The 23,079-nt window shown below is 55.3% G+C and carries 25 protein-coding genes; 13 read left to right on the top strand and 12 right to left on the bottom strand.

The genetic code is table 11. From position 1 onward, the window contains the following. Positions 1 to 88: 88 nt before the first annotated feature. The 4 genes from AC22G1_RS13300 to betI are packed head-to-tail and all read right to left on the bottom strand — an operon-like array spanning position 89 to position 4,515. Complete coding sequence (locus tag AC22G1_RS13300; RefSeq protein ID WP_487313803.1) at positions 89 to 787, bottom strand: TorF family putative porin; 699 nt, start codon at positions 785 to 787, stop codon at positions 89 to 91. A 26-nt stretch (positions 788 to 813) separates the two neighbouring features. Next, entirely contained in the window at positions 814 to 2,466 is a 1,653-nt protein-coding gene (betA, locus tag AC22G1_RS13295) for a choline dehydrogenase (RefSeq protein WP_487313802.1), read from the bottom strand. A gap of 9 nt (positions 2,467 to 2,475) precedes the next feature. After that, complete coding sequence (gene betB / locus AC22G1_RS13290; RefSeq protein ID WP_487313801.1) at positions 2,476 to 3,921, bottom strand: betaine-aldehyde dehydrogenase; 1,446 nt, start codon at positions 3,919 to 3,921, stop codon at positions 2,476 to 2,478. Positions 3,922 to 3,933: 12 nt separating this feature from the next. After that, the gene (betI, locus tag AC22G1_RS13285; RefSeq protein ID WP_487313800.1) at positions 3,934 to 4,515 is read right to left on the bottom strand and encodes a transcriptional regulator BetI; all 582 of its coding nucleotides are present in this window, start codon (positions 4,513 to 4,515) and stop codon (positions 3,934 to 3,936) included. Positions 4,516 to 4,696: 181 nt separating this feature from the next. Here betI and choX point away from each other — a divergent pair, with 181 nt between their 5' ends. From choX to AC22G1_RS13225, 12 genes are all read left to right on the top strand, one after another. Continuing rightward, the gene (gene choX / locus AC22G1_RS13280; RefSeq protein WP_487313799.1) at positions 4,697 to 5,617 is read left to right on the top strand and encodes a choline ABC transporter substrate-binding protein; all 921 of its coding nucleotides are present in this window, start codon (positions 4,697 to 4,699) and stop codon (positions 5,615 to 5,617) included. An 11-nt stretch (positions 5,618 to 5,628) separates the two neighbouring features. Continuing rightward, positions 5,629 to 6,816, top strand: a complete 1,188-nt coding sequence (locus AC22G1_RS13275) for a quaternary amine ABC transporter ATP-binding protein (protein WP_487313798.1) — start codon at positions 5,629 to 5,631, stop codon at positions 6,814 to 6,816. Further along, a complete protein-coding gene (locus AC22G1_RS13270; protein ID WP_487313797.1) occupies positions 6,816 to 7,646 on the top strand; it encodes an ABC transporter permease in 831 nt (276 codons plus the stop codon). The genes AC22G1_RS13275 and AC22G1_RS13270 overlap by 1 nt, the downstream gene beginning before the upstream one ends. Then, positions 7,643 to 8,383 carry a glycine betaine ABC transporter substrate-binding protein gene (locus AC22G1_RS13265; protein ID WP_487313796.1) on the top strand — a complete coding sequence of 247 codons (741 nt, stop codon included), beginning with the start codon at positions 7,643 to 7,645 and terminating at the stop codon, positions 8,381 to 8,383. Before AC22G1_RS13270 ends, AC22G1_RS13265 begins: the two co-directional genes overlap by 4 nt. A 127-nt stretch (positions 8,384 to 8,510) precedes the next feature. Further along, entirely contained in the window at positions 8,511 to 9,605 is a 1,095-nt protein-coding gene (locus tag AC22G1_RS13260; RefSeq protein ID WP_487313795.1) for an NADH:flavin oxidoreductase/NADH oxidase, read from the top strand. A gap of 311 nt (positions 9,606 to 9,916) precedes the next feature. Further along, positions 9,917 to 10,108: a cytochrome oxidase putative small subunit CydP gene (gene cydP, locus AC22G1_RS13255; RefSeq protein ID WP_050660611.1), complete on the top strand. Its 192-nt coding sequence runs from the start codon at positions 9,917 to 9,919 to the stop codon at positions 10,106 to 10,108. Further along, entirely contained in the window at positions 10,098 to 11,660 is a 1,563-nt protein-coding gene (locus tag AC22G1_RS13250) for a cytochrome ubiquinol oxidase subunit I (RefSeq protein ID WP_487313794.1), read from the top strand. Before cydP ends, AC22G1_RS13250 begins: the two co-directional genes overlap by 11 nt. Further along, complete coding sequence (gene cydB / locus AC22G1_RS13245; protein ID WP_487316724.1) at positions 11,660 to 12,799, top strand: cytochrome d ubiquinol oxidase subunit II; 1,140 nt, start codon at positions 11,660 to 11,662, stop codon at positions 12,797 to 12,799. Before AC22G1_RS13250 ends, cydB (AC22G1_RS13245) begins: the two co-directional genes overlap by 1 nt. A 9-nt stretch (positions 12,800 to 12,808) precedes the next feature. Continuing rightward, on the top strand, positions 12,809 to 12,919 hold the full coding sequence (gene cydX, locus AC22G1_RS13240; RefSeq protein WP_050660608.1) for a cytochrome bd-I oxidase subunit CydX: 111 nt from the start codon (positions 12,809 to 12,811) through the stop codon (positions 12,917 to 12,919). A gap of 61 nt (positions 12,920 to 12,980) precedes the next feature. After that, a complete protein-coding gene (locus AC22G1_RS13235; RefSeq protein WP_487313793.1) occupies positions 12,981 to 13,226 on the top strand; it encodes a cyd operon YbgE family protein in 246 nt (81 codons plus the stop codon). A 141-nt stretch (positions 13,227 to 13,367) separates the two neighbouring features. Beyond that, a complete protein-coding gene (gene msrA, locus AC22G1_RS13230; protein ID WP_487313792.1) occupies positions 13,368 to 13,874 on the top strand; it encodes a peptide-methionine (S)-S-oxide reductase MsrA in 507 nt (168 codons plus the stop codon). Between the two features lie 26 nt (positions 13,875 to 13,900). Further along, positions 13,901 to 15,769, top strand: coding sequence for a transglycosylase SLT domain-containing protein (locus tag AC22G1_RS13225; RefSeq protein WP_487313791.1), 1,869 nt, complete (start codon positions 13,901 to 13,903; stop codon positions 15,767 to 15,769). A gap of 26 nt (positions 15,770 to 15,795) precedes the next feature. Here the strand turns inward: AC22G1_RS13225 and AC22G1_RS13220 are convergent, their stop codons facing one another. The 8 genes from AC22G1_RS13220 to AC22G1_RS13185 form a co-directional block, all read right to left on the bottom strand. Further along, positions 15,796 to 15,978: a DUF2474 domain-containing protein gene (locus AC22G1_RS13220; RefSeq protein WP_487313790.1), complete on the bottom strand. Its 183-nt coding sequence runs from the start codon at positions 15,976 to 15,978 to the stop codon at positions 15,796 to 15,798. Then, a complete protein-coding gene (cydB, locus tag AC22G1_RS13215) occupies positions 15,965 to 16,975 on the bottom strand; it encodes a cytochrome d ubiquinol oxidase subunit II (protein WP_487313789.1) in 1,011 nt (336 codons plus the stop codon). Before cydB (AC22G1_RS13215) ends, AC22G1_RS13220 begins: the two co-directional genes overlap by 14 nt. After that, positions 16,975 to 18,402 (bottom strand): cytochrome ubiquinol oxidase subunit I, encoded by a 1,428-nt coding sequence (locus AC22G1_RS13210; RefSeq protein WP_487313788.1) that lies wholly within the window; start codon positions 18,400 to 18,402, stop codon positions 16,975 to 16,977. Before AC22G1_RS13210 ends, cydB (AC22G1_RS13215) begins: the two co-directional genes overlap by 1 nt. A 194-nt stretch (positions 18,403 to 18,596) precedes the next feature. After that, positions 18,597 to 19,181, bottom strand: coding sequence for an HvfX family Cu-binding RiPP maturation protein (locus tag AC22G1_RS13205; protein ID WP_050660602.1), 585 nt, complete (start codon positions 19,179 to 19,181; stop codon positions 18,597 to 18,599). 8 nt (positions 19,182 to 19,189) lie between these two features. Next, positions 19,190 to 19,882, bottom strand: a complete 693-nt coding sequence (locus tag AC22G1_RS13200; protein WP_487313787.1) for an HvfC/BufC family peptide modification chaperone — start codon at positions 19,880 to 19,882, stop codon at positions 19,190 to 19,192. A gap of 8 nt (positions 19,883 to 19,890) precedes the next feature. Then, positions 19,891 to 20,727, bottom strand: coding sequence for an MbnB/TglH/ChrH family RiPP precursor modification enzyme (locus AC22G1_RS13195; RefSeq protein ID WP_487313786.1), 837 nt, complete (start codon positions 20,725 to 20,727; stop codon positions 19,891 to 19,893). Further along, complete coding sequence (locus tag AC22G1_RS13190; protein ID WP_050660600.1) at positions 20,700 to 21,011, bottom strand: hypothetical protein; 312 nt, start codon at positions 21,009 to 21,011, stop codon at positions 20,700 to 20,702. Before AC22G1_RS13190 ends, AC22G1_RS13195 begins: the two co-directional genes overlap by 28 nt. 1 nt (position 21,012) lies before the next feature. Beyond that, positions 21,013 to 22,107, bottom strand: a complete 1,095-nt coding sequence (locus tag AC22G1_RS13185) for an MBL fold metallo-hydrolase (RefSeq protein WP_487313785.1) — start codon at positions 22,105 to 22,107, stop codon at positions 21,013 to 21,015. Between the two features lie 166 nt (positions 22,108 to 22,273). Here AC22G1_RS13185 and AC22G1_RS13180 point away from each other — a divergent pair, with 166 nt between their 5' ends. After that, a complete protein-coding gene (locus tag AC22G1_RS13180) occupies positions 22,274 to 23,068 on the top strand; it encodes an extracellular solute-binding protein (RefSeq protein WP_487313784.1) in 795 nt (264 codons plus the stop codon). Positions 23,069 to 23,079: the final 11 nt, after the last annotated feature.

Here is a 23,079-nt window from a genome sequence, read left to right as displayed (position 1 = left end):
GGCTAAGGGAGGACAAGAACAATTCTAGCCCTCGTTGGAGGTTTATTCATCAAGGGCGCGGCAAACACCAGCCCTGATGCGATAAGTCTTATTTGAAATCAAAGGTCCGGGACACGGAGAAGAAGATACGGCCATCGGCTTCCTTGGCGTCGTCGATGTCGGTGTCCTGCCAGTTAAGGGCAAAATCAAAGCCTTGGTAGGAGGCGGTTACACCCACCAGCCAGTTGCTGTAGTGGTCTTTGCCGTACCAAAACACGTCAGAACCCGGGCCGGACAGGGCCTTGCTGTAGGTATAAGACGCTTCGAGGCCCCAGATCTCGTCAATGGCGTAGCCCTGGTGCAGCTGGATATAGGTGTGGTCCAGGTTGCTCTGGCCGAACTGTTTCCAGGTGTACCAAACCCGCAGGGTGGTGTCGGTGGGGGCGGTGATGGCCGCGGACACTTCGGGGTAGTTGTAATCAGACTCACCCACGTAGGTGTACTGGTTGATCATCAGATCGTAGTTCCAGCCATCGGCAAAATCCTGGCTGTAACCGGCGTAGAAGTCCCACTCGGCCTTGGCGTCGTCACCGGAGCCAAAATCCACGTTGGACGCCCAAGTGCCCACGTAGAAACCGTTGTCGAAGCCAATATCAAAACTGCCTTGAATGGCCGGATCTTCGCCGGTTTGGCTGATACCGTTGAACAGATAATCGCTGGCACCGGTTAAGGTGGCGGAATAGTCGGTGGCGTTAGCGGCAAACGCAAAACTGCTGGCGATGACTGACGCAATCAATGCTTTTTTCATGTCGTTCCCTTCTGTTGGTTTTTTGCTTAGCCCTGATAAGACGGAGTGTCTTTGCGCCAGTCAAAAACCGGGACCGAAGAAGGTGCAAGCAGCTCGTTCCCTAGAATGTGATCGGCACATTTCTCCGCCATCATCACGGTCGGGCCATTTAAATTGCCTGACACGATGCTGGGCATGATACTGGCGTCCACCACCCTTAACCCTGCAACGCCATGCACTTTGGCTTGGCTGTCTACCACACTCATGGGATCTGTGCCCATTTTGCAGGTACCGCAGGGGTGATAGGCGGAGTCCGCTTTTTCACGAACAAAGGCATCGATGTCTTTGTCCGTGGTACAGCTGGAACCTGGCCGGATCTCCTCGCCACGAAATAAATCAAACGCTTTTTGGGCAAAAATGTCACGGGTAATTTTTACCGAATCGCGCATTTCTATGCGATCTTGCTCAGATTCCAAATAATTGGGCTGGATAATGGGGTGATCGTCCGGATTGGCACTTTTCAGCGCCAAAAAACCTTTGGATACAGGACGCATGGGCCCCACGTGTACCTGGAAGGCGTGGGTGTCACCTTGGTCCCTGCCGTGGTCATTCACCAGCCCGGGTAAAAAGTGAAACTGAATATCCGGGTGTTCCACTTCGTTATTTCGGCGAACAAAGCCGCCTGCCTCCAAATGGGCAGTGGCACACCAGCCGGTGTGGGTTAAAAACCACTGTGCGCCCATCATGGCCATGTTATGGAGCTTAGTCGCTTTAAACAGGGTGATAGGCTGAGTGCAGGCTTGCTGTACATAAATCTCAAGGTGGTCTTGCAGGTTCTGGCCCACGCCGGGCAGGTCTGCCACCACCTCAATACCGTGTTTTTTTAGCTCATCGGCCGGGCCTATGCCGGACAGCATCAAGAGCTGTGGCGAGTTAATGGCGCCGCCGCTGAGGATCACTTCCTTTTGCGCTTTTACCTGCACCGTTTGGCCGTTTTGCCGGTACTCAACCCCCACCGCCCGCTGGCCTTCAAAGAGGATGCGGGTGACCAGGGCGCCGGTTTCGGCGCGAAGATTAGGGCGAGTCAGAGCCGGGCGCAAGTACCCTTTGGCGGTTGACCAGCGCTGGCCTTGAAAGATGGTCATATCCATCCAGCCCACCCCTTCTTGCTGATAACCGTTCATATCTTCGGTATAGGGGTAACCGGCCTGCTGCCCAGCGCGGATAAAGGCCTCATACAGGGGGTTCTTGATTTTGCCGCGGGTAACCTTCAGCGGGCCGTTATCGCCCCGGTAGCTGTCGCTGCCCAGTTCAAAGGTCTCTGAGCGGCGAAAGTACGGCAGCACGTCGGCATAAGACCAACCTTCGGCGCCTTCTTGCTGCCAGCGGTTGTAATCTTCGGCGTGGCCACGCACATAGACCATGGCATTTAACGAGGAGCCGCCGCCCCACACCTTGCCCCTGGGCCAGTAGCAGCGGCGGTTGTTCATGTGCTCTTGCGGCTCGGTCTGGTAGTACCAGTTGTACTTGTCGTCCATCAGGTTGTAAGTCAGCGCCGCTGGCATTTGCACCTTCCAGGTGTCGTCGCGGCGGCCCGCTTCCAGTACCAGCACGCGGTGCTCGGGGTTGGCTGATAGCCGGTTGGCCAGCACCGAGCCTGCCGAGCCGGTGCCGATGATGATGTAGTCAAAGGATTTCATACTGCCTCCTTAAAACGGACTCTCAACGCCGCCGAGATTGACGTAAACGCTTTTGACTTGGGTGTAGTGGCGGATGCTCTCAAGGCCATTTTCACGGCCGATGCCGGAGGCCTTGTAACCGCCCACGGGCATTTCTACCGGTGAGAGGTTGTAGGCGTTAAGCCAGCAAATGCCGGCCTGGAGTTGGTGAATAACCCGGTGGCCGCGCTTGAGGTCGCGGGTAAAAACGGCGGCGGCCAGGCCAAAGTCGGTGTTGTTGGCCCGTTCGATGACCTCTTGCTCGTCTTCAAAGGTGAGGATGCTCATCACTGGGCCAAAAATTTCATCTCGGGCCAGGGCCATGTCGTCGGTAACGCCACTAAAGACGGTGGCCTCGACAAAGGCGCCGGTGCTGCCAATACGGTTACCGCCCACTTCCAGGCGCGCGCCGTCTTTTTTGCCTTGTTCGATGGCGCCAAGCACTTGTTGCAGGTGAGCGTCGCTAATCAAGGCGCCGAGCTGCGTGTTCATATCCATGGGGTCGCCAGCGCGAATGGCGCGGGTGCGCTCAACCACTTTTTCAACAAAGGCGTTATGCAGGCTTTGGTGCACAAAGACCCGGGTGCCGTTGGTGCAAATCTCGCCCTGGGTATAGAAGTTGGCAAGCAGGGCGGCGCTCACGGCGTCGTCGAGGTCGGCGTCGTCAAAGATGATCAGCGGGCTTTTGCCGCCAAGCTCCATGGTCACTTCTTTTAAGGTGCCAGCAGCGGCGGCCATCACTTTTTTGCCGGTGCCCACTTCCCCGGTTAGCGACACTTTTGCTACGCCGGGGTGAGCGGTGAGCAGGGCGCCGGTTTCGCCGTCACCTTGCAGCACGTTGAAAACCCCATCGGGGAGCCCGGCTTCGGTGAAAATTTCGGCCAGTTTTAAGGCGCCGGTGGGGGTTAGCTCGGCGGGCTTAAAAATCATGGCGTTGCCGGTGGCAAGGGCCAGGGCCGCCTTCCAGCAGGCAATTTGAATGGGGTAGTTCCAGGCGCCAATGCCTACGCACACCCCTAAGGGTTCGCGGCGGGTATAAAAGAAGGCCTCTTCTCCAAGGGGCACCTGCTCGCCGGCAATGGCCGGTGCCAGCCCGGCATAAAACTCGATGGCGTCGGCGCCGGTGACCACATCCACCTCAATGGCCTCGGACAGGGGCTTGCCGGTATCCAGCACCTCAATCTTGGCCAACTCGTCGTTACGCTGGCGCAGCAGCGCCACCGCTTTATCGAGGATGCGTTTACGTTCCATGCCGCTCATGGCTGACCAAATCTTGAAACCGGCCTGAGCGGAGGCGACCGCGGCCTCGACATCGGCGGCGCCGGCTTTTTGCACCTGGCACAGGCGCTGTTCGGTGGCCGGGTTGATGTTGTCAAAGCATTGAGCACTTTGGGCATCCACATGGCGGCCATGAATATAAAGGGGGAGGGAGTTCATAAGGCGTCCTCGTCAGTTGAGCAGCAAGGAAATCAAACGGTTAAGGCGTTGGCGTATGGCGGCTGGGTCGGAGCTGTCGCCTTCCAGGCTGGTGCGCAGCCACTCGCCGTCAATGGCCGACAGCAGCAGCTTGGCGTTGTCCCTGGCAAGGTGCCTTGGCTGCACCTTGGCAAACTCGTGGCGCAGCAGGCTTTGCATCCGGCCCACATAGACGTTTTGCAGGCGCGACAAATCATGCTGAAAGGCGCTTTCGGCCCAAAAGCTGAGCCAGGTACGGCCTATGGCTTTGCGAAGCTGGCTGCCATCAAAGTTAACCTCCACCATGGCGCATAGTCGTTCCTGTACGCTTAATTTATCAAAGGCGCTTACCGCCATTTTTAAATCGGCAAAAAGGTTCTTGAGCAAATGACGCATGGTGGCATCAACCAGCCCCTGCTTGTTGCCAAAGTAGTGGGCGATTATCCCGGCTGATACGCCAGCATCCTGGCTGACAGACTTAAAAGTGGCTTTTGATAAGCCGCCGTCGTCAATGCATCGGATCACCGATTCAATCAGTTGGGCGCGCCTTACCGGGGCCATTCCTACCTTGGGCATACCGCTTCTCCGCTTCAGGTTCTTTTTCACTCTAACGTTTTATTGATTGAACATTCAATAAAGAAACGTTTTAATGTTTAGCAAGCGAATGAAATTGAATGCGCTGTCACGGGCCATACCGGCTGCCAGTTTTGCAGCACGAGATGGTCGGCCAGGCGCAGCAACCCAAGGAGCTAACACCATGAAAAAGCACGTTCTGACCCTGATGCTGGGCACCCTGATCGCCACCTCCGCCCAGGCCGCTGTCAGCGACAGCTGCCAAAAAGTGCGCTTTGCCGAAGTCGGCTGGACCGACATTCAGGCCACCACCGGCGTTGCAAGGGTACTGCTGGACAAAATGGGCTACGACACCGACAGCAAAACGGTCTCGGTACCCATTGCCTACGCCGGGCTTAAACAGAATGACTTTGATGTGTTTTTGGGGAACTGGATGCCGTCAATGGCCAGTATCGTCAAACCCTATGAAGCCTCTGGCGCGGTAGAAACCGTGACCACCAACCTCAAGGGCGCCAAATACACCCTGGCGGTACCCAGCTATGTGGCCAAGGCCGGGGTGACATCCTTTAAAGACTTGGCCGAGCACAAGAGCGAGTTTCGTGGCCGCATCTACGGCCTGGAGTCCGGTAACGACGGCAATAAGATTGTTGAGAATATGATCCACGACAACGCCTTTGGGCTGCGCCGGTTCCGCCTGGTAGCGTCATCCGAAGCGGGGATGCTGTCAGAGGTGAAGCACGCTACCCAAAACAAGGATTGGATAGTGTTCCTGGCCTGGGCGCCGCACCCCATGAACACCAAGCTCGACATCACCTACCTCAAAGGTGGTGACGACTACTTCGGCCCCGATTACGGCGCGGCCACGGTGCGCACTCAAACCCGCAAAGGCTATGTGGCGGCCTGCCCCAATGTCGGGCACTTCCTTAACAACCTGACCTTCACCGTGGACATGGAAAACCACCTGATGGACGCCATCATGAACGACCACCAGAGCGCCGAAGACGCCGCCAAGGCCTACCTCAAAAACCACCCCGAGCTGCTGAAAACCTGGCTGGCCGGTGTAACCAACACCGACGGCACCCCGGCCCTTAGCCGCTGGCAATAAGGGGGCTTTTGATGAGTGACGCCATTCTTAAAGTCGACAAGTTGTACAAGGTCTTCGGCAAGGATGCTGAGGACGTCATTGCCCGCCACCATAAAGGAGAGGGCAGAAACGACATCCTCAAAGCCACCGGCAGTACCTTGGGGCTGGCGGACATCAGTTTCGAGGTAAAACGGGGCGAGCTGTTGGTGATCATGGGCTTGTCGGGCTCTGGCAAATCCACCTTGCTGCGCTGCCTTAACCGCCTGATTGAGCCTTCCCAAGGCAAGGTGGAAATCGACGGCATTGATATCTGTAGCCTCGATGCCAAGGCCCTTCGCGAGCTGCGCCGTGAAAAATTCGGCATGGTGTTCCAAAAATTTGCGCTCATGCCCCACCGCACTGTGCTGGCCAACACCGAGTTTGGCCTGGAAGTGCAGGGGATGGACAAACCAACGCGCCGCCAAAAGGCCATGGACGCCTTAAGCAAGGTGGGCCTGGAGGGCTGGGAGAACGCCAAACCGGCGGCCCTTTCCGGCGGTATGCAGCAGCGGGTGGGCTTGGCCAGAGCGCTGGCGGCAGACCCGGATATCCTGTTGATGGACGAGGCTTTTTCAGCCCTTGACCCCCTTATTCGCCGGGACATGCAAAAGGAGCTTCGGGCGCTGCAAGAGGCGATGCATAAGACCATCATCTTCATTACCCATGACCTTGATGAAGCCCTGGCGATAGGCGATCGCATTATTTTGTTAAAAGACGGCCTTATTTCCCAGGCCGGCACCCCGGAGGAAATTCTCACCCAACCGGCCAACCCTTATGTGGCGCGCTTTGTGGAAGGGGTGGATATGTCCGGGGTGCTGACCGCCGAAAACGCCATGACCCAGGCCCGCTGTGTACTCAAAGCCGGGCAGGGGCCGCGTACCGCCCTGCACACCCTTAATGAAGAAGGCTGGGACCACGCTCTGGTAACCGACCGCCAAGGCACCTTGGTGGGTTGGATTGAGCTGGACGCCATCGCCAAGGCCATGGCTGACAAAGCCGAAAACCTGGAGGCTTACGTCAATACCGATGTGCGCAGCGTTGCCAAAGGCGATGCCCTGGCCCAGCTGTTCCCGCTCTTTGACGGTATCCATTACCCGCTGCCGGTGGTGGATGAGCAGCAGAAAATCCAAGGGGTGGTGCTTAAAGGCGCCGTGTTGTCCGAACTGGCAGGAGTGCAATGATGATTGACCGTATCCCGCTGGGGCAGTGGATAGCCGATGGCATCGACCTGCTGACCAGCCAATTTTCCAATGCCACCCGCGCCATTAGCGACAGCACCGAGCAGGCCATCGACTGGGTGATTGATTGCTTGATGTGGATCCCCGAGTGGGCCTTTATCCTGGCCACCGCCGTTATTGCCTGGCGCCTTAAAGGCTGGCGCTTTGCGCTGACCTCGGCCTTGGGCCTTGGGCTCATCTGGAACCTGGAACTCTGGTACCCGATGATTGAGACCCTCACCCTGGTGCTGTTTGCCACTTTGTCGAGCATTGTGCTGGCGCTGCCTGTCGGTATTGCTGCTGCCCTTAACAAGACCTGCTATCGCATTGTGATGCCGGTACTGGATTTCATGCAGACCATGCCGGCCTTTGTGTACCTCATCCCGGCCATTCCTTTTTTCGGCCTGGGGCCGGTGGCGGCCATTTTTGCCACGGTGATCTTTGCCATGCCGCCGGCTATTCGCTTTACCACCCTTGGCATTCGCCAGGTGCCAGAAGAACTGATTGAAGCGGCCGATGCCTTTGGCGCGGCTCCTGCCCAGAAGCTTTTCAAGGTGCAATTGCCGCTGGCGGTGCCCACCATCATGGCGGGTATCAACCAGACCATCATGCTCAGCCTTTCGATGGTGGTTATTTCGGCGATGATCGGTGCTGGCGGCCTGGGGGGCGAAGTGTGGCGCGCCATCAACAGCATGGACATGGCGGCGGGGTTTGAGTCAGGCATTGCCGTGGTGATTTTGGCGATGATCCTTGACCGCATCACCCAAGCGCTGGGTAAGGGCCGGGAGCAATGAGTAAATGGTTATTGGCCTGTGCCTTGCTGCTGGCGGGGTGCTCGGCGCCCAAGGACAACACCATCAAGCTGGCCTATGTGCAGTGGTCGTCGGCGGTGGCGGCCACCGAGCAGGTGCAAAAGCGCCTGGAGGCGGCCGGCTTTACCGTCAAGCTGGTGCCCGTTACCGCCGGTGCCATGTGGGCCGGGGTGGCCAGTGGCAGCGTGGATGCCACGGTCTCTGCCTGGCTGCCGCAAACCCAGGCCCAGTACGCCAAGCTGTATTTGGCCAAGGTGGAAGACTTGGGCCCAAATCTTGAAGGGGTCAAGTTGGGGCTGGCAGTGCCGCAAGACAGCCCCTTGCAAAGCATCACCGACCTAAAAGACTTTAAAGGCCCCATTTTGGGTATCGACCCCGGCGCCGGGTTAATGACCCTGACCAAAAGGGCCATGGGAGCCTACGGCCTTGGCAACAAACTGTTGCCCGGATCGGGGCCGGCAATGGGGTATCTTCTTAAGCGTGCCGTCAAGGAGGGGCGCCCGGTGGTGGTAACTGCCTGGTGGCCGCACCTGATAGTGGAAGAGCTGAATCTGCGGTTTCTCGACGACCCTAAGGGGATATACCCCCAAGGGGAGAGCGTGCATACCCTGGTCAGCCGTTCACTTAAAGCGCAGCACCCCAAGGCTTACGCCATTTTGAAGGGCTTTCATTGGACGCCACGGCAAGTACTGGATGCCATGCGCGCCGCCCGTCAATAAAAAAGCCGCCCTGGGGCGGCTTTTTTATTGGTTACCCTTTGGTGCCCTTGTTTGGATTTGGTGCCGTCTTGCGTGATGGAGCTCACGTTTTTACCCTAGTAGCCATTCAACTTTATAGGAGGCGGCCGTGAGCCAGCTCTTTACCCCCATCAAGCTCGGCCATGTCGAGTTGCCCAACCGCATTATCATCGCCCCCATGTGCCAGTATTCGGCCGACCAGGGCCAAGCCACCGACTGGCATCAAATTCACCTGGGCACCTTGTCTCAGTCCGGTGCTGGCCTGCTTATCCTTGAAGCCACCGCCGTTGTGCCGGAAGGCCGCATCACCTACGCCGACCTTGGCCTGTGGGACGATGCCACCGAGCAGGCTCTTGGCAAGGTGCTCAAGGCCATTGGCCAATACAGCGACATGCCGCTGGGTATTCAGCTGGCCCACGCCGGCCGCAAAGCCTCTACCCACAAGCCCTGGGACGGTGGCAGTGCCATTGCCCCTGGCAGTGACAACGGCTGGCAAACCTTCTCTGCCAGCGACAAACCCTTCCAAGAAGGCGGCCCTGCACCCGAGGCCATGGACAAAGCCGGCATCGATGCCGTTAAGGCGGCCTTTGTTGCCGCCGCCAAGCGTGCTGACCGTCTCGGTTTCGATTTGATAGAGATCCATGGCGCCCACGGCTATCTGCTGCACCAGTTCCTCTCCCCCTTGAGTAACCACCGCAGCGACGAGTATGGCGGCAACCTCGAAAACCGCATGCGCCTCTTGCTGGAAGTGTTTGACGCGGTGCGCGCCGTCTTCCCCAAAGAAAAAGCGGTAGGGGTGCGTATCTCTGGTACCGACTGGGTAGAGGGCGGCTGGGATCTGCCGCAATCCATTGCCCTTGCCAAAGCGCTGGATGCACGGGGCTGCGACTTTATCCATGTTTCCTCCGGCGGCTTGTCACCTCAGCAGCAGATCCCGGTTGGCCCCAACTACCAGGTGCCGCTGAGCGATGCCATCAAGGCCGAGGTGAAGATGCCGGTCATTGCCGTGGGCCTTATTACCGACCCCCATCAGGCCGAGGCCGTGCTCAGCGAAGGTAAAGCCGATGCGGTGGCCCTGGCCCGGGGCATTTTGTATGACCCGCGCTGGCCCTGGCATGCCGCTGCGGCCCTTGGAGAAAAAGCCCAGGCAACGCCGCAATACCTGCGCTGTGAACCTCACGACGTAAAAGGGCTTTTTAAATAAACCTGCCCACTGTTTAAAAAAAGGCCACCTATTAGAGGTGGCCTTTTTTATGGTCATTTATGGCGAGGTATTGGCTGGGCGAGCAATGTCAGCGGCAGGCTAATTGCCATAGGTTTGCAGCTTTGTCATTGTATTGTATAGTTTTTGTCCGATAGTTTTGTTTCACGTCTGCGGTTCATGGATGTGCCTGATTCAGGACAGGGATGCGGTTTATTTCTCTTCTGCTAGCCCGATAGTTATTTGCGGCAAATCAAAATTGCCTAGGCGGGTAGGGCGCATACTTCAGCCCAGGTTCACTAAGGAGAGCCGCCATGGGCATAAAACGCCCTTCCTTGGCGAAAGAAATCGTTGCCATTCTGGTGCTGAAACTGGCGCTGATCTTCACCCTCAAGGTGTTGTTCTTCAGCTCACCGGTGAATGTCGACCAGGGCAACACGGCCATTGATAACCAATTTCTAAACGCCTCGCCTTCAGCATCCAAGGAGTCCGACAATGATCGGTGATGATGTCGTTGATCTATCGCGCTTGCAGTTCGCCGTCACGGCGCTGTATCACTTTTTGTTTGTGCCACTCACTCTGGGAATGACCTTTGTCCTGGCGATCATGGAGTCGGTGTATGTCACTACCGGCAAACAGATCTACAAGGATATGGTGAAATTCTGGGGCAAGTTGTTCGGTATTAACTTTGCCCTGGGTGTCACTACCGGCCTGACCATGGAGTTTCAGTTCGGTACCAACTGGGCTTACTACTCCCACTACGTGGGGGACATTTTCGGGGCGCCTCTGGCCATTGAAGGCCTGATGGCATTCTTCCTCGAGTCCACCTTTATCGGCCTGTTCTTCTTCGGCTGGGAGCGCCTGTCCAAGGTACAGCACTTGACGGTGACCTGGCTGGTGGCACTGGGGTCCAACCTCTCTGCCCTGTGGATCTTGATTGCCAACGGCTGGATGCAAAACCCGGTCGGTGCCGATTTCAACTTTGAAACCATGCGTATGGAGATGACGTCTTTTGCCGACCTCGTCTTCAACCCGGTTGCCCAGGTGAAATTCGTACACACCGTGTCTGCCGGTTATGTCACCGGTGCCATGTTCGTGTTGGCCATCTCCAGCTACTTCCTGCTTAAAGGGCGCGATGTGGCCTTTGCCAAACGCTCCTTTGCCATTGCGGCCTCATTCGGCTTGGCCTCGGTGCTGTCAGTCATCCTGCTGGGTGACGAGTCAGGCTACGAGGTCGGCGACGTGCAAAAAGCTAAGCTGGCCGCCATTGAAGCCGAGTGGGAAACCTCTCCGGCCCCGGCCTCCTTCACCCTGTTTGGTTTCCCCAATCAGGAAACCGAGCACACCGACTACGCCATCAAGATCCCCTATGTGCTGGGCTTGATTGCGACTCGCTCGGTGGATGAGCCGGTCATCGGTATCAAGGATCTGCAAGTCGAGCACGAAGCCCGTATCCGTAACGGTATGCTGGCCTATGCCATCCTTGAGAAACTCAAAAACGGCCAGGACACCCCGGCTAACCGCGCCGCCTTTAACGAGGTGAAAAAAGACCTGGGCTATGGCCTGTTGGTTAAGCGCTACGCCCCCGATGTGGTTGACGCTACCGACGCTGATATCAAGAAAGCAGTTAATGACTCCATCCCGAAAGTGGCGCCGATGTTCTGGAGCTTCAGGGTGATGGTGGCCATGGGCGTTATCATGCTGGTGCTGTTCGCGCTGGCCTTCTATGAAAGTGCCCGCCACCGCATCGGCCAAAAGCGCTGGTTGCTTAAGTTCGCGCTCATCGCTCTGCCTGCGCCCTGGATCGCCTGTGAAGTGGGTTGGTTCGTGGCCGAGTATGGCCGTCAGCCCTGGACCATCGCCGAAGTGCTGCCGACCCACTTGTCCGTGTCCACCCTCTCCGCAGGGGACGTAATGGGCAGTCTGTTTGGTTTCATCTTCTTCTACACCGTGCTGCTTATCGCCGAGATGTACCTGATGATCCGCTATGCCCGCCGTGGTCCTAGCGTGCTGGAAACCGGTCGCTACCACTTTGAAACCAAGGCTGTGGAGGCTTAATCATGGATTATGAAGTCTTGAAAGTAATCTGGTGGGTGCTGATTGGCGTGCTGCTGATTGGTTTCGCCATCACCGACGGCTTCGACATGGGGGCCGGTGCCCTGATGCCCTTTGTCGGCAAAACCGACACCGAGCGCCGTATTGCTCTGAACGTGCTGGCCCCGCATTGGGACGGCAACCAGGTGTGGTTTATCACCGCTGGCGGCGCCATCTTCGCTGCCTGGCCGGTGGTGTACTCGGTGGCCTTCTCTGGCTTTTACTGGGCCATGCTGCTGGTGCTGTTTGCTCTGTTCTTCCGCCCGGTAGGGTTTGAGTACCGCTCTAAAATCAAAGACCCGCGCTGGCGCAGCGCCTGGGACTGGGGCATTTTTGCTGGCTCTTCCATCCCAGCCTTGGTATTCGGTGTGGCCTTTGGCAACCTGCTGCAAGGGGTGCCCTTCAAGCTCGACAGCCTGATGTACTCCACCTACACCGGTAACTTCTTCCAACTGCTCAACCCCTTCGCCATCCTGTGCGGTGTGGTGAGTGTGGCCATGCTGATGCTGCACGGTGGTAACTACCTGCACCTTCGCACCGAAGGCGCCGTGGCCGACCGTGCCCGCAAGTACGCTGGTATCGCTGGTGCGGTGTCCATCGTGGGCTTCATCCTGGCGGGCCTGTGGCTCAACTTTGGTATCGATGGCTACGTCATCACCAAGATGGGTGACCCTAACGCCGCCCTTAATGTGCTGGATAAAACCGTTGAAGTGAAAAGCGGTGCCTGGTTTGCCAACTACGAGGCGGTACCTGCTCTGTGGCTGGCGCCCATCCTCGGCATCCTTTGCACCTTGCTGAGCGTGCTGCTGGGTCTTAAAGGCCGCGCGGGTCTGGCCTTTGTGCTGAGCTCACTGGCCTGTGCCGGGGTGATTTTCACCGCTGGTGGCAGCATGTTCCCGTTCGTGATGCCGTCCAGCATCGACCCGGCCAGCAGCCTGACCATGTGGGATGTGGTGTCCAGCCACAAGACCATGGGCATCATGTTCGCCGTCGCCTGCATCTTCGTGCCCATCATCCTGCTGTACACCACATGGTGCTACTACAAGATGTGGGGCAAGATTAATGCAGAACATATCGAAAAAAATCCGGTTGGCAGCTACTAAGGAGGATATATGTGGTATTTCGCGTGGGTCCTGGGGGTACTGCTGGCCTGTGCCTTCGGTATCATCAATGCCATGTGGCTCGAGTTTGTCGAGTTCGATAAAGAAGAAAAGCAGGACTGATATTGTCCTGGGTAGAGACGGGCCTTCGGGCCTGTCTTTTTATGTGCACTAAGGAGTGTTAATGGGCACCGGTAAATTTCGTTGGATCTCCGCCTTGCTGGCCCTGGCTGGCGTGGTGTTCATCTGGGGCCGGGTGGTCACCGGCAACCCGCCGCCCCACGGCGCCATGTCGCTGATGATGGTGGGTATGGCACTTTGTGTGGTGCACGCCGTTGGCTGGAAGATCCGCGCCAAGTGGGAGCGTTACCTGTTTTTTCCGCCACTGCCCTGGGTGGTGTGGCTGTTGGCTTTGTATTTATCCTTCTAGATCTAAGCTTGTGGCCAGAGCGTAAATTTTTTGACGCTGCCCCTGGCGAAATGGTGTTGAACGTTCCACCATGGAGCCAGAGGCTTGGCCGCAAGCTGACCATTGCCCAGGAGGGGCAGCGTTCACGACAAAGGAGGGAAGATGAGCCACATCATTTTGGGCGGAGGCTGTTTCTGGTGTCTGGAGGCGGTTTTTCAGCGACTGCCCGGCGTTGAAGCGGTGCGATCCGGTTATGCCGGGGGCCACACTTCTTATCCTACCTATACCGATATCTGCCGGGGCGACACCGGCCATGCCGAAGTGGTGGAAATTCACTTCGAGCCGCACCGTATCGGCCTTGATGAACTGTTAGATGTGTTCTTCCTGGCTCACGACCCCACCACGGCTGACCGCCAGGGCAATGATATTGGCCCTCAATACCGCTCCATCATCCTCTTTGGCGACCAAGGGCAAAAAGTCGCGGCTGAAGCGGCCATGGCCCGCGCGCAAAAATACTATGCTGGAACCTTGGTAACCGAACTTAAGGCGTTGCAGGCGTTTTATGCTGCCGAGTCGGAGCATCACGATTACTTCAACCGGCACCCCTCGCAACCCTATTGCCAATGGGTTATCCAACCCAAATTGAACAAATTGCAGTTAGCCGAGTAGTACCGTTTTACACGTAAGGAAGGACTATGCGCCTGGGTATCGTAGCGCTGTTGTGTCTTGTGGCGTCGTCATCATTGAGCTGGGCTGACGACAACTATCTGGAAGCGAGAAAAGCCCAGCAACGAAACGACGACAAAACCTATCTCAAACTGCGCCAGGGCTTGGATGAGCACCCCCTGGCCGGTTACCTCGATTATTACTACCTCAAAGATCATATCCGCACCCTCAAGGCCAAAGAGGTACGTGATTACCTGGACCGTTACCCTGACTTGCCTCTGGGGCGCTTTCTGGTGATGCGCTATATCGACCAGGCCGCGGCCGACAAAAACTGGCAAGGCCTGCTGGCGGTGAGCAGCCAGGTGCCGAACGACACCGAGCGGCAATGCAACTACTACAGGGCCAAACTCGAAACCGGCGACAAAGCCGAGGCCTGGAAAGGGGCCGAAGCCTTGTATCTGACCGGTAAATCCCAGCCCAAGGACTGCGACGCCCTGTTTGATGCCTGGCGAAAAGCCGGCCACCTCAGCCAGGAGCTTATTTTGTCGCGCATGGAGCTTGCCTTTGCCAGCGGCCAGGGCAGCTTGCTCGGTTATCTCTCCAGGCAATTGCACGGCCGTTATCAGGGCTATGGCAAAACCATGGTGTCGCTGTTCAGTGACCCGCAGCAGGTGGCCAGCAGCAACCCGCAACTGGGGGCGGAAGAGCGCAGCCGCCGGCTGGTGGTGCTGGCGGTTGAAAGGCAAGCTAGGCGCGACCCGGTGCGCGGCTGGCGCACCTGGATGATGGCCCGCGAGCACATGGAATTTACCGCTCCCCAGCGCCATGAACTGGCGCGGTTCTTAACTTATCGGCTGTACGACACCGACGATGCCAAGGCCATCGCCTGGCGGGATGAGGCGGTGCGCTATTACCGCGACGATGAAATGACCGAGCGGCGCATTCGCTATGCCCTTAGCCAAGGGGACATCAACGGTATTCGCGACTGGATAGCGCTGCTTAGCGAAAGCGAGGTGGCCAACGACCGCTGGCAATATTGGCTGGCGCGCACAGAATCCGATGACGCCAAGAAAAAGGCATTGCTGGAAGAAGCGGCCAAAAGCCGCTCCTACTATGGCTTTTTGGCTGCCGAGAAGTTGGGTAAACCTTTTGATCTCAACGAGGCGCCGGTGCCGCCCATGACCGATAACCTGGAGCAAAAAGGGGCGCTTAAACGCATTCCGCTGCTGATGGCCATGGATGAGCGGGTGCTGGCTCGTATCGAGTGGTATCACCTGATGACCCCCCTTACCAACGGCCAGCGCCAAGCCCTGGCCGGTTGGGCCCATCGCCAGGGCTATGAGAACCTCGCTATTTTGGCGGCCATTCGTGGCGATGGTTGGGACTTGGTGTCGCTGCGCTTCCCGCTGGCCTTTGAAGACAGCTTCAGGCATTACGGCAAGCTGCGCAAATTGCCCGAAAGCCTGGTGATGGCGCTTAGCCGCCAGGAAAGTGCCCTGGACCCTAAAGCCCAGTCACCGGTAGGAGCGCGCGGTTTGATGCAGCTGATGCCGGCCACAGCCCGCCATACCGCCCGTAACCTCGGCGATAAAAGCCATGGGGACCTTTACGATCCTAAGGTCAACATCCGCCTTGGCACTCAGTACCTTCGAGAGATGCTCGACCGGTTTGACGATAACCGCATCCTAGCGGCGGCGGCCTACAATGCTGGCCCGCACCGGGTGGAGCGTTGGGTGGGTAACAAGTTGCCCTTCGATGCCTTTGTCGAAGCCATTCCGTTTAAAGAAACCCGCAACTACGTGCAAAACGTGCTGGCCTTTAACGTTATCTACCAGCATCAGCTGGGGCAGGACAGCCCCAGTATGCTGACCGACAAGGAACGGCAAAGCGACTATTAAAAAACCGGCCCCAAGGGCCGGTTTTTTTAGCTGTGAAGGCCAGCGGCGTGCATCAGCAAGTGGAAACCCATGGCAACAATGCCAAGGGCCACCACACTGCCAAGCCAGATAGCCACCAACCACCCCAAGCGATAGCGCAGGGCAACACGCTCGGGCTTTTGCTCACTTAAAGGTTGAATATCCAGACGCTGCATATCAGTGGTACCCATCTTCCGGGCTGACCTTGCCCCTGAACACGTAGTAGCTCCAGAAGTTGTACATCAGGATGATGGGAATAATGAACAAGGTACCCACCAGCAAAAAGCCCTGGCTTGCCGGTGGCGAAGCGGCCTGAGTGAAACTGATATCAGGGGGAATGATGTTGGGCCAAACGCTGATGCCAAGGCCGCTAAAGCCCATGAATATCAAAGCCAAGGTCAGGATAAAGGGCAGGTGGTGGGCACTGTCGCGCCAGGCGGTACGCCAAAGCCCCCAGGCCAGCACCAGCACCAATATCGGCACCGGCAGGAAGAAGAAGAAGTTGGGCAGGCTGAACCAGCGCTCGGCAATGGCGTGGTGAGCCAGCGGCGTCCAGATACTGACGATGGCGATCACCACCAGCAGCAAGATCAGCAGCGGCCGACACAGCTCGCGCATGTTTTGTTGCAGCCGGCCCGAGGTTTTAACGATAAGCCAGCTACAGCCCAGCAGTGCATAAGCCACCACCAACCCCAAACCGCAAAAGAGACTGAAGGGGTTGAACCAGTCCATGGCACCGCCAACCCAGGTGCGCCCTTCCACGTGAAACCCGTTGATAAAGCTGCCCAGCACCACGCCTTGAGCAAAGGTGGCGATCAGCGAACCGGCAATAAAGGACTTATCCCAAAACGGCCGGTGGCCATGGTCGGCTTTGAACCGGAATTCAAAGGCCACACCGCGAAAGATAAGCCCGAACAGCATCACTGTCAGTGGCAGTGACATGGCGTCAAGGATCACCGAGTAGGCCAGGGGAAAGGCGCCAAGCAGCCCAGCGCCACCCAGTACCAGCCAGGTTTCGTTGCCGTCCCAGACCGGGGCTACAGTGTTCATCATCACATCGCGGTCTTCGGAGCGGCCCATAAAGGGAAACAACAGGCCGATCCCCAAGTCGAAGCCGTCCAGCACCACATACATCATGATGCTGAACACGATGATGATGTACCAAATCAAAGGCAGGTCGATACCCATCAGTTGATACTCCTCAAGTTGTTGGTGCCTGGGCTAACGGGGTTGTCATCAATAGCGGACAACGGCCGGGCCGGGGTGCGTGAAGGGTGGGGATCGACAGGGTCGGCCAAGGCTTGCGGGCCTTTGCCGATCAGGCGGATGAGGTAGTTGACGCCAATGCCGAATACGAAGCTGTAGATCACCACAAAGGCGATAAGGGTGACCGACATATGCAAGGTACTGTGCAGCGCCACGGCGTCTTTGGTGCGCAGCAGGCCATACACCACCCAAGGCTGGCGGCCTATCTCGGTGGTAAACCAGCCGGCAATGATGCACAGCAAACCCGATGGCCCCATGGCCAGAACAAAGCGGTGGAACAGGGTTTGCTCGTAAAGTTTGCCTTTAAGGCGCAGTACCAGGCCCCAGATACCGGTTGCCACCATCAGCAGACCCAGCGCCACCATGATCCTAAATGACCAGAAAATAATGGTGGAGTCCGGCCTGTCTTCAGGGGGGAAGCTTTTCAAGCCGGGGATTTGTTTGTCCAGGCTGTGGGTAAGGATAAGGCTGCCAAGGTAGGGGATCTCCAGCGCATAGCGGGTCTTCTCGGCCTTCATGTCCGGCACGCCAAACAGCAGCAGCGGAGAAGGCTCGCCGGGTTTGTTCTCCCAGTGACCTTCAATTGCCGCAATCTTGGCCGGCTGATATTTCAGGGTGTTCAGGCCGTGGGCGTCACCGATAAAGGCTTGCAGCGGCGCGGCGATGAGGATCATGCCCATGGCCATGGAGAACATCTTCTTAATGGCTGGCGAGCGGTTGCCCTTAAGCATGTGCCAGGCCCCTGAGGCGCCAATCATAAAGGCTGCTGCGATGATAGCCGCCATGGTCATGTGCGCCATGCGATAAGGGAAAGACGGGTTGAAAATGGCATGCAGCCAGTCGGTGGGCACCAACTGGTTGTTTTCTACCGTGTACCCGGCTGGGGTTTGCAAAAAGCTGTTGGAAGCCAAGATCCAGAAGGTAGAGATCAAGGTGCCAAGGGACACCATGCAGGTGGAGAAAAAATGCAGCCCTGCACCGACCCGGTTCCAGCCAAACAGCATGACCCCAAGGAAGCCCGCTTCAAGGAAGAAGGCGCTGAGCACCTCGTAGGTGAGCATGGGCCCGTTGATGCTCCCGGCAAAAGCGGTAAAACCGCTCCAGTTGGTGCCAAACTGGTAGGCCATGACCAACCCTGACACCACACCCATGCCGAAGTTAACGGCAAAGATCTTTAACCAAAAATGGTAAAGCTCGCGCCAGACGTCTTTTTTCGAGTAAAGCCAAAGGCCTTCCAATACCACCAGGTAAAGACCTAACCCTATGGTTATGGAAGGGAAAATAATATGGAAAGATACAGTAAACGCAAACTGTATCCTTGCCAGGTAAAAGGCTGTTAGGTCAAACATGCTGAGTGTCCCGCAGTTAGGGTGAAGCAAAATATAAGGTGCCTAAGCAGTAACGTTTTTTGACCTATACATGGGTATATTAATTACTGCATTGGGTGTGAACTGCCCGTGTTTCAATAAGGACTGTCTACAGATTGGAAAAACACTGGTGAAGTTAATGAAGAAAAGCCTGCATTTTTCATGCAGGATTTTTATTATCGTAAGGTTAATCTTTTTAGCCAGTAGTCGGCACTGACATAACGCCCGCCACCGTAGAAAAATAAAACCATCAGCATGATGAAGTAAGTCACACTAAATTCCATGCCGTTATTCAATATTACCGGATCGCCCAGCTCAGTGATGTAGTTATAACGACCGGGGAAATTAACCGAGAGCCAGTGAATGAATCCGGCCATGCGCTGGGCCGATTCCATGTCGTTGCTGGCGATGGCTAGCCAGCCATGGGACCAATGCACCATGGCACTGGCAACGCTCATTACAAACGCCATGGGGATGGCGATAATGCGGGTAAAGAGCCCCAGAGCAATAAGAATAAGACCGAGCACTTCGGTTGATGTCGCCAAAAATGCCAAAAAAGTGGGGAAGGGTAGGTCAAGACCACCTTGGGAGTGAGGGGCCGCAAACCAGGCGACGGTGTTGGAGAATCCCAATACCTTGGAGTGTGCTCCCTCATAGATAACGGGAAGCAGATAAATCCGTATCGCCAATAACGCGAGGAAGTCTGCGTGTTTGCACTTTTCAACTAATGCATCATAGTACTGCTGGATTTTCTTTAACATAAATTCCTCTATCGCGTTATAGAAATAAGCTCATCATCTAGGCTGATCTCAGCCCACTGGTTTAATTCGGTATCAGACATAAAATCCCGTGTTGCAGACCTCAGCCGACTTAACGTAATTTCTGGCTTGCTTAGGATGTAGCTGAAAATATAAAGATCGTTCTCAGATACTTTCTTGTAGAGCACGTCATGATGACTGCTACGGTAAATGAGGTAATGTTGTTCCTTCTGAGTGGCAATCGCCGTGCTTGGTAAAATTTCAAAGGGTAGGCGAATAAATGTTAGGGTTGGGTTGGCTGTTATCCGGGTATCCTCTGTCCACTGAGGTATCGGAATGCTTATGCATTTTTTGACAGCATGCTCGCTGATCTCCACTGACAACAGCAGCCACTCATATTCCATCAGTTTTATTGCATCCACTGGCCAGCTTTTATTTTGTTGAACAAAAATAAGCAGCTCGGTAGCAATGTGGTGGAATTCCGGCTCCATGGCGTTGTGCTCAGCAAGGAAATCCATGAATAGCTTTTGTTTCTCTTCCTGAGTCAGATACTGGGTTAAAATGGGATAGCTGTTTTCAAATGCGTCTTTGATATTGCCGAGAATAAAACTACCGTAAAGGCTACTTTTACTCTCCCTGGCTTGCCTGATACCGTTGGACAATGAATTTATATCCTGCTTGAGACGCTCTGGAGGCATTTTCATAACGGTTCCTAATGAGATAAGTCCCTTTTTATGGTGCATAGCTCGCCAGTCAATACAGCTAAAGTGGGGATATTGTTATCCCTCTCAAGCAACATCGGTTTCATGCCATGTATCTTGACCACTTCTTTTGCTAAATCTATCACTGCCTTTGAGGTGGTTTTTCCATGGGTATCGATAATGGGACCATCTCCCTCATCGAGATGACCTGCAATGTGATAGTAGGCAATATCATTACTGTTAATGGTATTGAGAAAATCCAATGGGCTGCCATGATGATTCCGACTGTTGATATACAAATTATTAATATCAAGCAGTAGCTTACAACCGGACTTTGTTATCAGTTCGGCCATAAATTCCGCATCAGACATTTCCCTTTGATAGCGATGATAATAGGTGATGTTCTCTAAAATGAGTGGCCTTTTGATAATTTCTTGCACCTGATAAATACGGTCTGCAAGGTAGTCAATGTTTTCTCTGCGTTTGGGGATGGGTAGCAGATCATACAAATATCCGTTTTCATCCCGAGAAAAACAAAGGTGGTCGCTATACAGATCTATCTCATATCTATCGAGAAAATCCCTCACCTTTTGGATGTAATCCAGATTCAGTGGCTGAGGATCACCAATGGAAAGGCTCAGGCCATGGGCGACCAAGGGATATTTCTCTGCCAACTGTTCAAGATATTGACGTTTGAAACCACCAATACCCATCCAGTTATCTGGTGCCAGTTCCAGAAAGTCGATATCGGCATTCACTGGTGACTGACAAAGTTCCTGCAGATGTTCGTTGCGAAGGCCTATACCAAAGGTATTCGGGGTTATTGGCCGCAGACACCGCTGACACATTTGGAGTCTCCTGCCTTTTGCGGTTCATCATCAACGCCTTTGCCTGTCATGCCGCACTTACCGTCCCGGGCGCGTACCAGTTTCCCTTGGGGGTCGTGTTTGAGAGCCGCTTTACCGTAGATCTTCTCGGTACCACATTTGCCGCTGGCGCATTTGCCGCCATGGGAGGTTTCTTTCTTGACGGCTTTTTGAGGTGCTTCTGGTGCTTGTTGGGCCTGGGCAGCAGCGCTACCGAGGCTGAAAAGGGTGCCAACGGTGATAGAGAGCAGGACGCGGTTTTTCATGTTATTCACCTTGAGTCGGGGCTACGACGGGGAAGCAGGACAGATCTCGGCCGGCATAAACCGGGCCGTTGTAGTACTGCTTGAAGATTGCCAAGGTCTGGTCTTTTTCCACTAGGCTTTTGCCCATGAAGTGGTTAAGTACAACCATTTTTGGCGCAGATGCTTTGGCCAGTTTGGCCATGGCTGACGGGGTGCCGTGCAAGAACTTGGATACCGCATCGGCATCTTCGGTGATGGCGGCAGGCAGCAGCAGAATATCGGCGCCTTTGGCAAAATTGATGAAGGCCGGATTGGAGCCGTTTTGGTCGGCTGATATCACGATGCTGCCGTCTGCAGTGTCCACACGATAGGCCAGGTTTGGAACATTGCCGTGGGGAATGCCGATGGCTGAAACCTTGAGGCCGTCTTTATCGAATACCTGGGTTGGAGTGGTGAGGTGGTAATCGACGTTAGTCAGGTGGACTTTGATATTGACGCCATCGCTACCGTCAAACATGCCAGCCAGATAACTAAAGGCACCGGTGCTGGGAGCAAACATACGGTGCATGAATTGAGTCAGGCTGGGGAAATCATCGCTACCGTCAGGGCCAGCAATATCAATATCCTTTTCTTGACTGAAAAAGACACTGTTTTTAAGAATGGCGGGTAAGTCGGCACTGTGATCGGTATGGAAATGAGATATGCCGATAAAATCGACATCTTCTAAGTGAGCACCGGCTTGACCAAAACGCAAAAAGGTACCGCCACCGGCATCAATAAGTACCCGGGGTTTTCCTTTCCACCAGATTAATTCGCCGGATGAGGCGCGCATGTCATCAGAAATAGGCCCGCCACTTCCCAATAGTTGTAGCGTAAACTCTTTACTGGTGCATTGTGTCGAAACGGCAAAACAAGACATACTGATGGCTGAAAGTCCAAGTATTGCCAGTGATTTTTTAAAAGCGGGCATTAGCCATTCTCCTGCGTATAAATAGCCGTCATTCGGATGTTGATTACTGATTAATAAAATGGCCTGAGCGTCCATATTATTAATGGGGGGACCCTTTGCCTGCAGATAAATTTTAAGTCCGACGAGAGTATATAAAGTCACGGGCATTCAATAAATCCATATTTTCTTAACTAGGTATTTAGAAAATCTGAACGGTGTCTGGTGGTGGGAATTTAAAAAATAGAGGTGATTTTTTTGGAATAAAATTCTGACGTAGGCGTTTTAAGTGACAGATACCGCCTTCGGGTATCAGTTGCTTAAATTGGAGTGAACAATGAAAATGTTGAAATTGATGGCGGTCCCCCTTTTGGCTTTCTCGGCGCTGAGTCTGGCACATGAGGTTGCGGACCCATCTATTGTCCATAATGCGCGAGATGGGGTGGTGCGTCTTTATGGCGCTGGTGGTCCTCATACGGCCTTTAAAAAGGTGGCGGCGGTGTTTACCAAAGAAACGGGTATACCGGTAGAGATCAATGGTGGCCCCGAGTCTTCCTGGTCAAAACGTGCCCAGGCCAATGCTGACATTCTGTGGGGCACTGCCGAAGAACAGATCACGGCAATGCTGGAGACCTACAAGGATTTTGACACCACCAAGGTAGAGCCCATTTACCTGCGCCCGGCAGTAATTGCGGTGCGTAAAGGTAATCCCAAGCACATCACCGGCTTTGCTGACCTGCTCAAACCGGGCATGCGCATTGTGGTGACTGAGGGCGCCGGTGTTGCCAATACCTCCGGTACCGGCAGTTGGGAAGACATTGCTGGCAGCCATGGTAGCCTTGCCGAAGTGAAGGCGTTTCGTAACAACATCGTCGGCTCTGGTACCGGTAGCGGCGCTGCGTTCAAAAAGTTCAATTCTGAACATGCCGATGCCTGGATCACCTGGCCCAACTGGCCTATCACCCACCCCGATGAACTGCAATTGGTCAAATTGGCCAAGGACCGCACCGTATGGCGTGATGTCAACATGGTAATGGCCGACGATGCTGACCCGAGTGCCAAGGCCTTTTTGGCTTTCCTGACCAGTGATCGCGGCGCCAAGATAATGAAAACCGAAGGCTGGGTGCGTTAAGTTACCCCGCG

The organism is Gallaecimonas zhanjiangensis (genome assembly GCF_057624825.1).
Note: the sequence above shows the minus strand (reverse complement) of the source record. Positions and strands in the feature narration are given on the sequence as shown.

Excerpts from the sequence above, each read along its gene's own strand:
- AC22G1_RS13300 (WP_487313803.1), bottom strand. The coding sequence starts at position 787 with ATGAAAAAAGCATTGATTGCGTCAGTCATCGCCAGCAGTTTTGCGTTT.
- AC22G1_RS13235 (WP_487313793.1), top strand. The coding sequence starts at position 12,981 with ATGGGCACCGGTAAATTTCGTTGGATCTCCGCCTTGCTGGCCCTGGCT.
- msrA (WP_487313792.1), top strand. The coding sequence starts at position 13,368 with ATGAGCCACATCATTTTGGGCGGAGGCTGTTTCTGGTGTCTGGAGGCG.
- AC22G1_RS13225 (WP_487313791.1), top strand. The coding sequence starts at position 13,901 with ATGCGCCTGGGTATCGTAGCGCTGTTGTGTCTTGTGGCGTCGTCATCA.
- betI (WP_487313800.1), bottom strand. The coding sequence starts at position 4,515 with ATGCCCAAGGTAGGAATGGCCCCGGTAAGGCGCGCCCAACTGATTGAA.
- AC22G1_RS13195 (WP_487313786.1), bottom strand. The coding sequence starts at position 20,727 with ATGTGTCAGCGGTGTCTGCGGCCAATAACCCCGAATACCTTTGGTATA.
- AC22G1_RS13205 (WP_050660602.1), bottom strand. The coding sequence starts at position 19,181 with ATGTTAAAGAAAATCCAGCAGTACTATGATGCATTAGTTGAAAAGTGC.
- AC22G1_RS13200 (WP_487313787.1), bottom strand. The coding sequence starts at position 19,882 with ATGAAAATGCCTCCAGAGCGTCTCAAGCAGGATATAAATTCATTGTCC.
- cydB (WP_487313789.1), bottom strand. The coding sequence starts at position 16,975 with ATGGGTATCGACCTGCCTTTGATTTGGTACATCATCATCGTGTTCAGC.
- AC22G1_RS13190 (WP_050660600.1), bottom strand. The coding sequence starts at position 21,011 with ATGAAAAACCGCGTCCTGCTCTCTATCACCGTTGGCACCCTTTTCAGC.
- AC22G1_RS13220 (WP_487313790.1), bottom strand. The coding sequence starts at position 15,978 with ATGGGTACCACTGATATGCAGCGTCTGGATATTCAACCTTTAAGTGAG.
- choX (WP_487313799.1), top strand. The coding sequence starts at position 4,697 with ATGAAAAAGCACGTTCTGACCCTGATGCTGGGCACCCTGATCGCCACC.
- AC22G1_RS13180 (WP_487313784.1), top strand. The coding sequence starts at position 22,274 with ATGAAAATGTTGAAATTGATGGCGGTCCCCCTTTTGGCTTTCTCGGCG.
- AC22G1_RS13210 (WP_487313788.1), bottom strand. The coding sequence starts at position 18,402 with ATGTTTGACCTAACAGCCTTTTACCTGGCAAGGATACAGTTTGCGTTT.
- AC22G1_RS13265 (WP_487313796.1), top strand. The coding sequence starts at position 7,643 with ATGAGTAAATGGTTATTGGCCTGTGCCTTGCTGCTGGCGGGGTGCTCG.
- cydP (WP_050660611.1), top strand. The coding sequence starts at position 9,917 with ATGGGCATAAAACGCCCTTCCTTGGCGAAAGAAATCGTTGCCATTCTG.
- betB (WP_487313801.1), bottom strand. The coding sequence starts at position 3,921 with ATGAACTCCCTCCCCCTTTATATTCATGGCCGCCATGTGGATGCCCAA.
- AC22G1_RS13275 (WP_487313798.1), top strand. The coding sequence starts at position 5,629 with ATGAGTGACGCCATTCTTAAAGTCGACAAGTTGTACAAGGTCTTCGGC.
- AC22G1_RS13185 (WP_487313785.1), bottom strand. The coding sequence starts at position 22,107 with ATGCCCGTGACTTTATATACTCTCGTCGGACTTAAAATTTATCTGCAG.
- cydX (WP_050660608.1), top strand. The coding sequence starts at position 12,809 with ATGTGGTATTTCGCGTGGGTCCTGGGGGTACTGCTGGCCTGTGCCTTC.
- AC22G1_RS13270 (WP_487313797.1), top strand. The coding sequence starts at position 6,816 with ATGATTGACCGTATCCCGCTGGGGCAGTGGATAGCCGATGGCATCGAC.
- betA (WP_487313802.1), bottom strand. The coding sequence starts at position 2,466 with ATGAAATCCTTTGACTACATCATCATCGGCACCGGCTCGGCAGGCTCG.
- AC22G1_RS13250 (WP_487313794.1), top strand. The coding sequence starts at position 10,098 with ATGATCGGTGATGATGTCGTTGATCTATCGCGCTTGCAGTTCGCCGTC.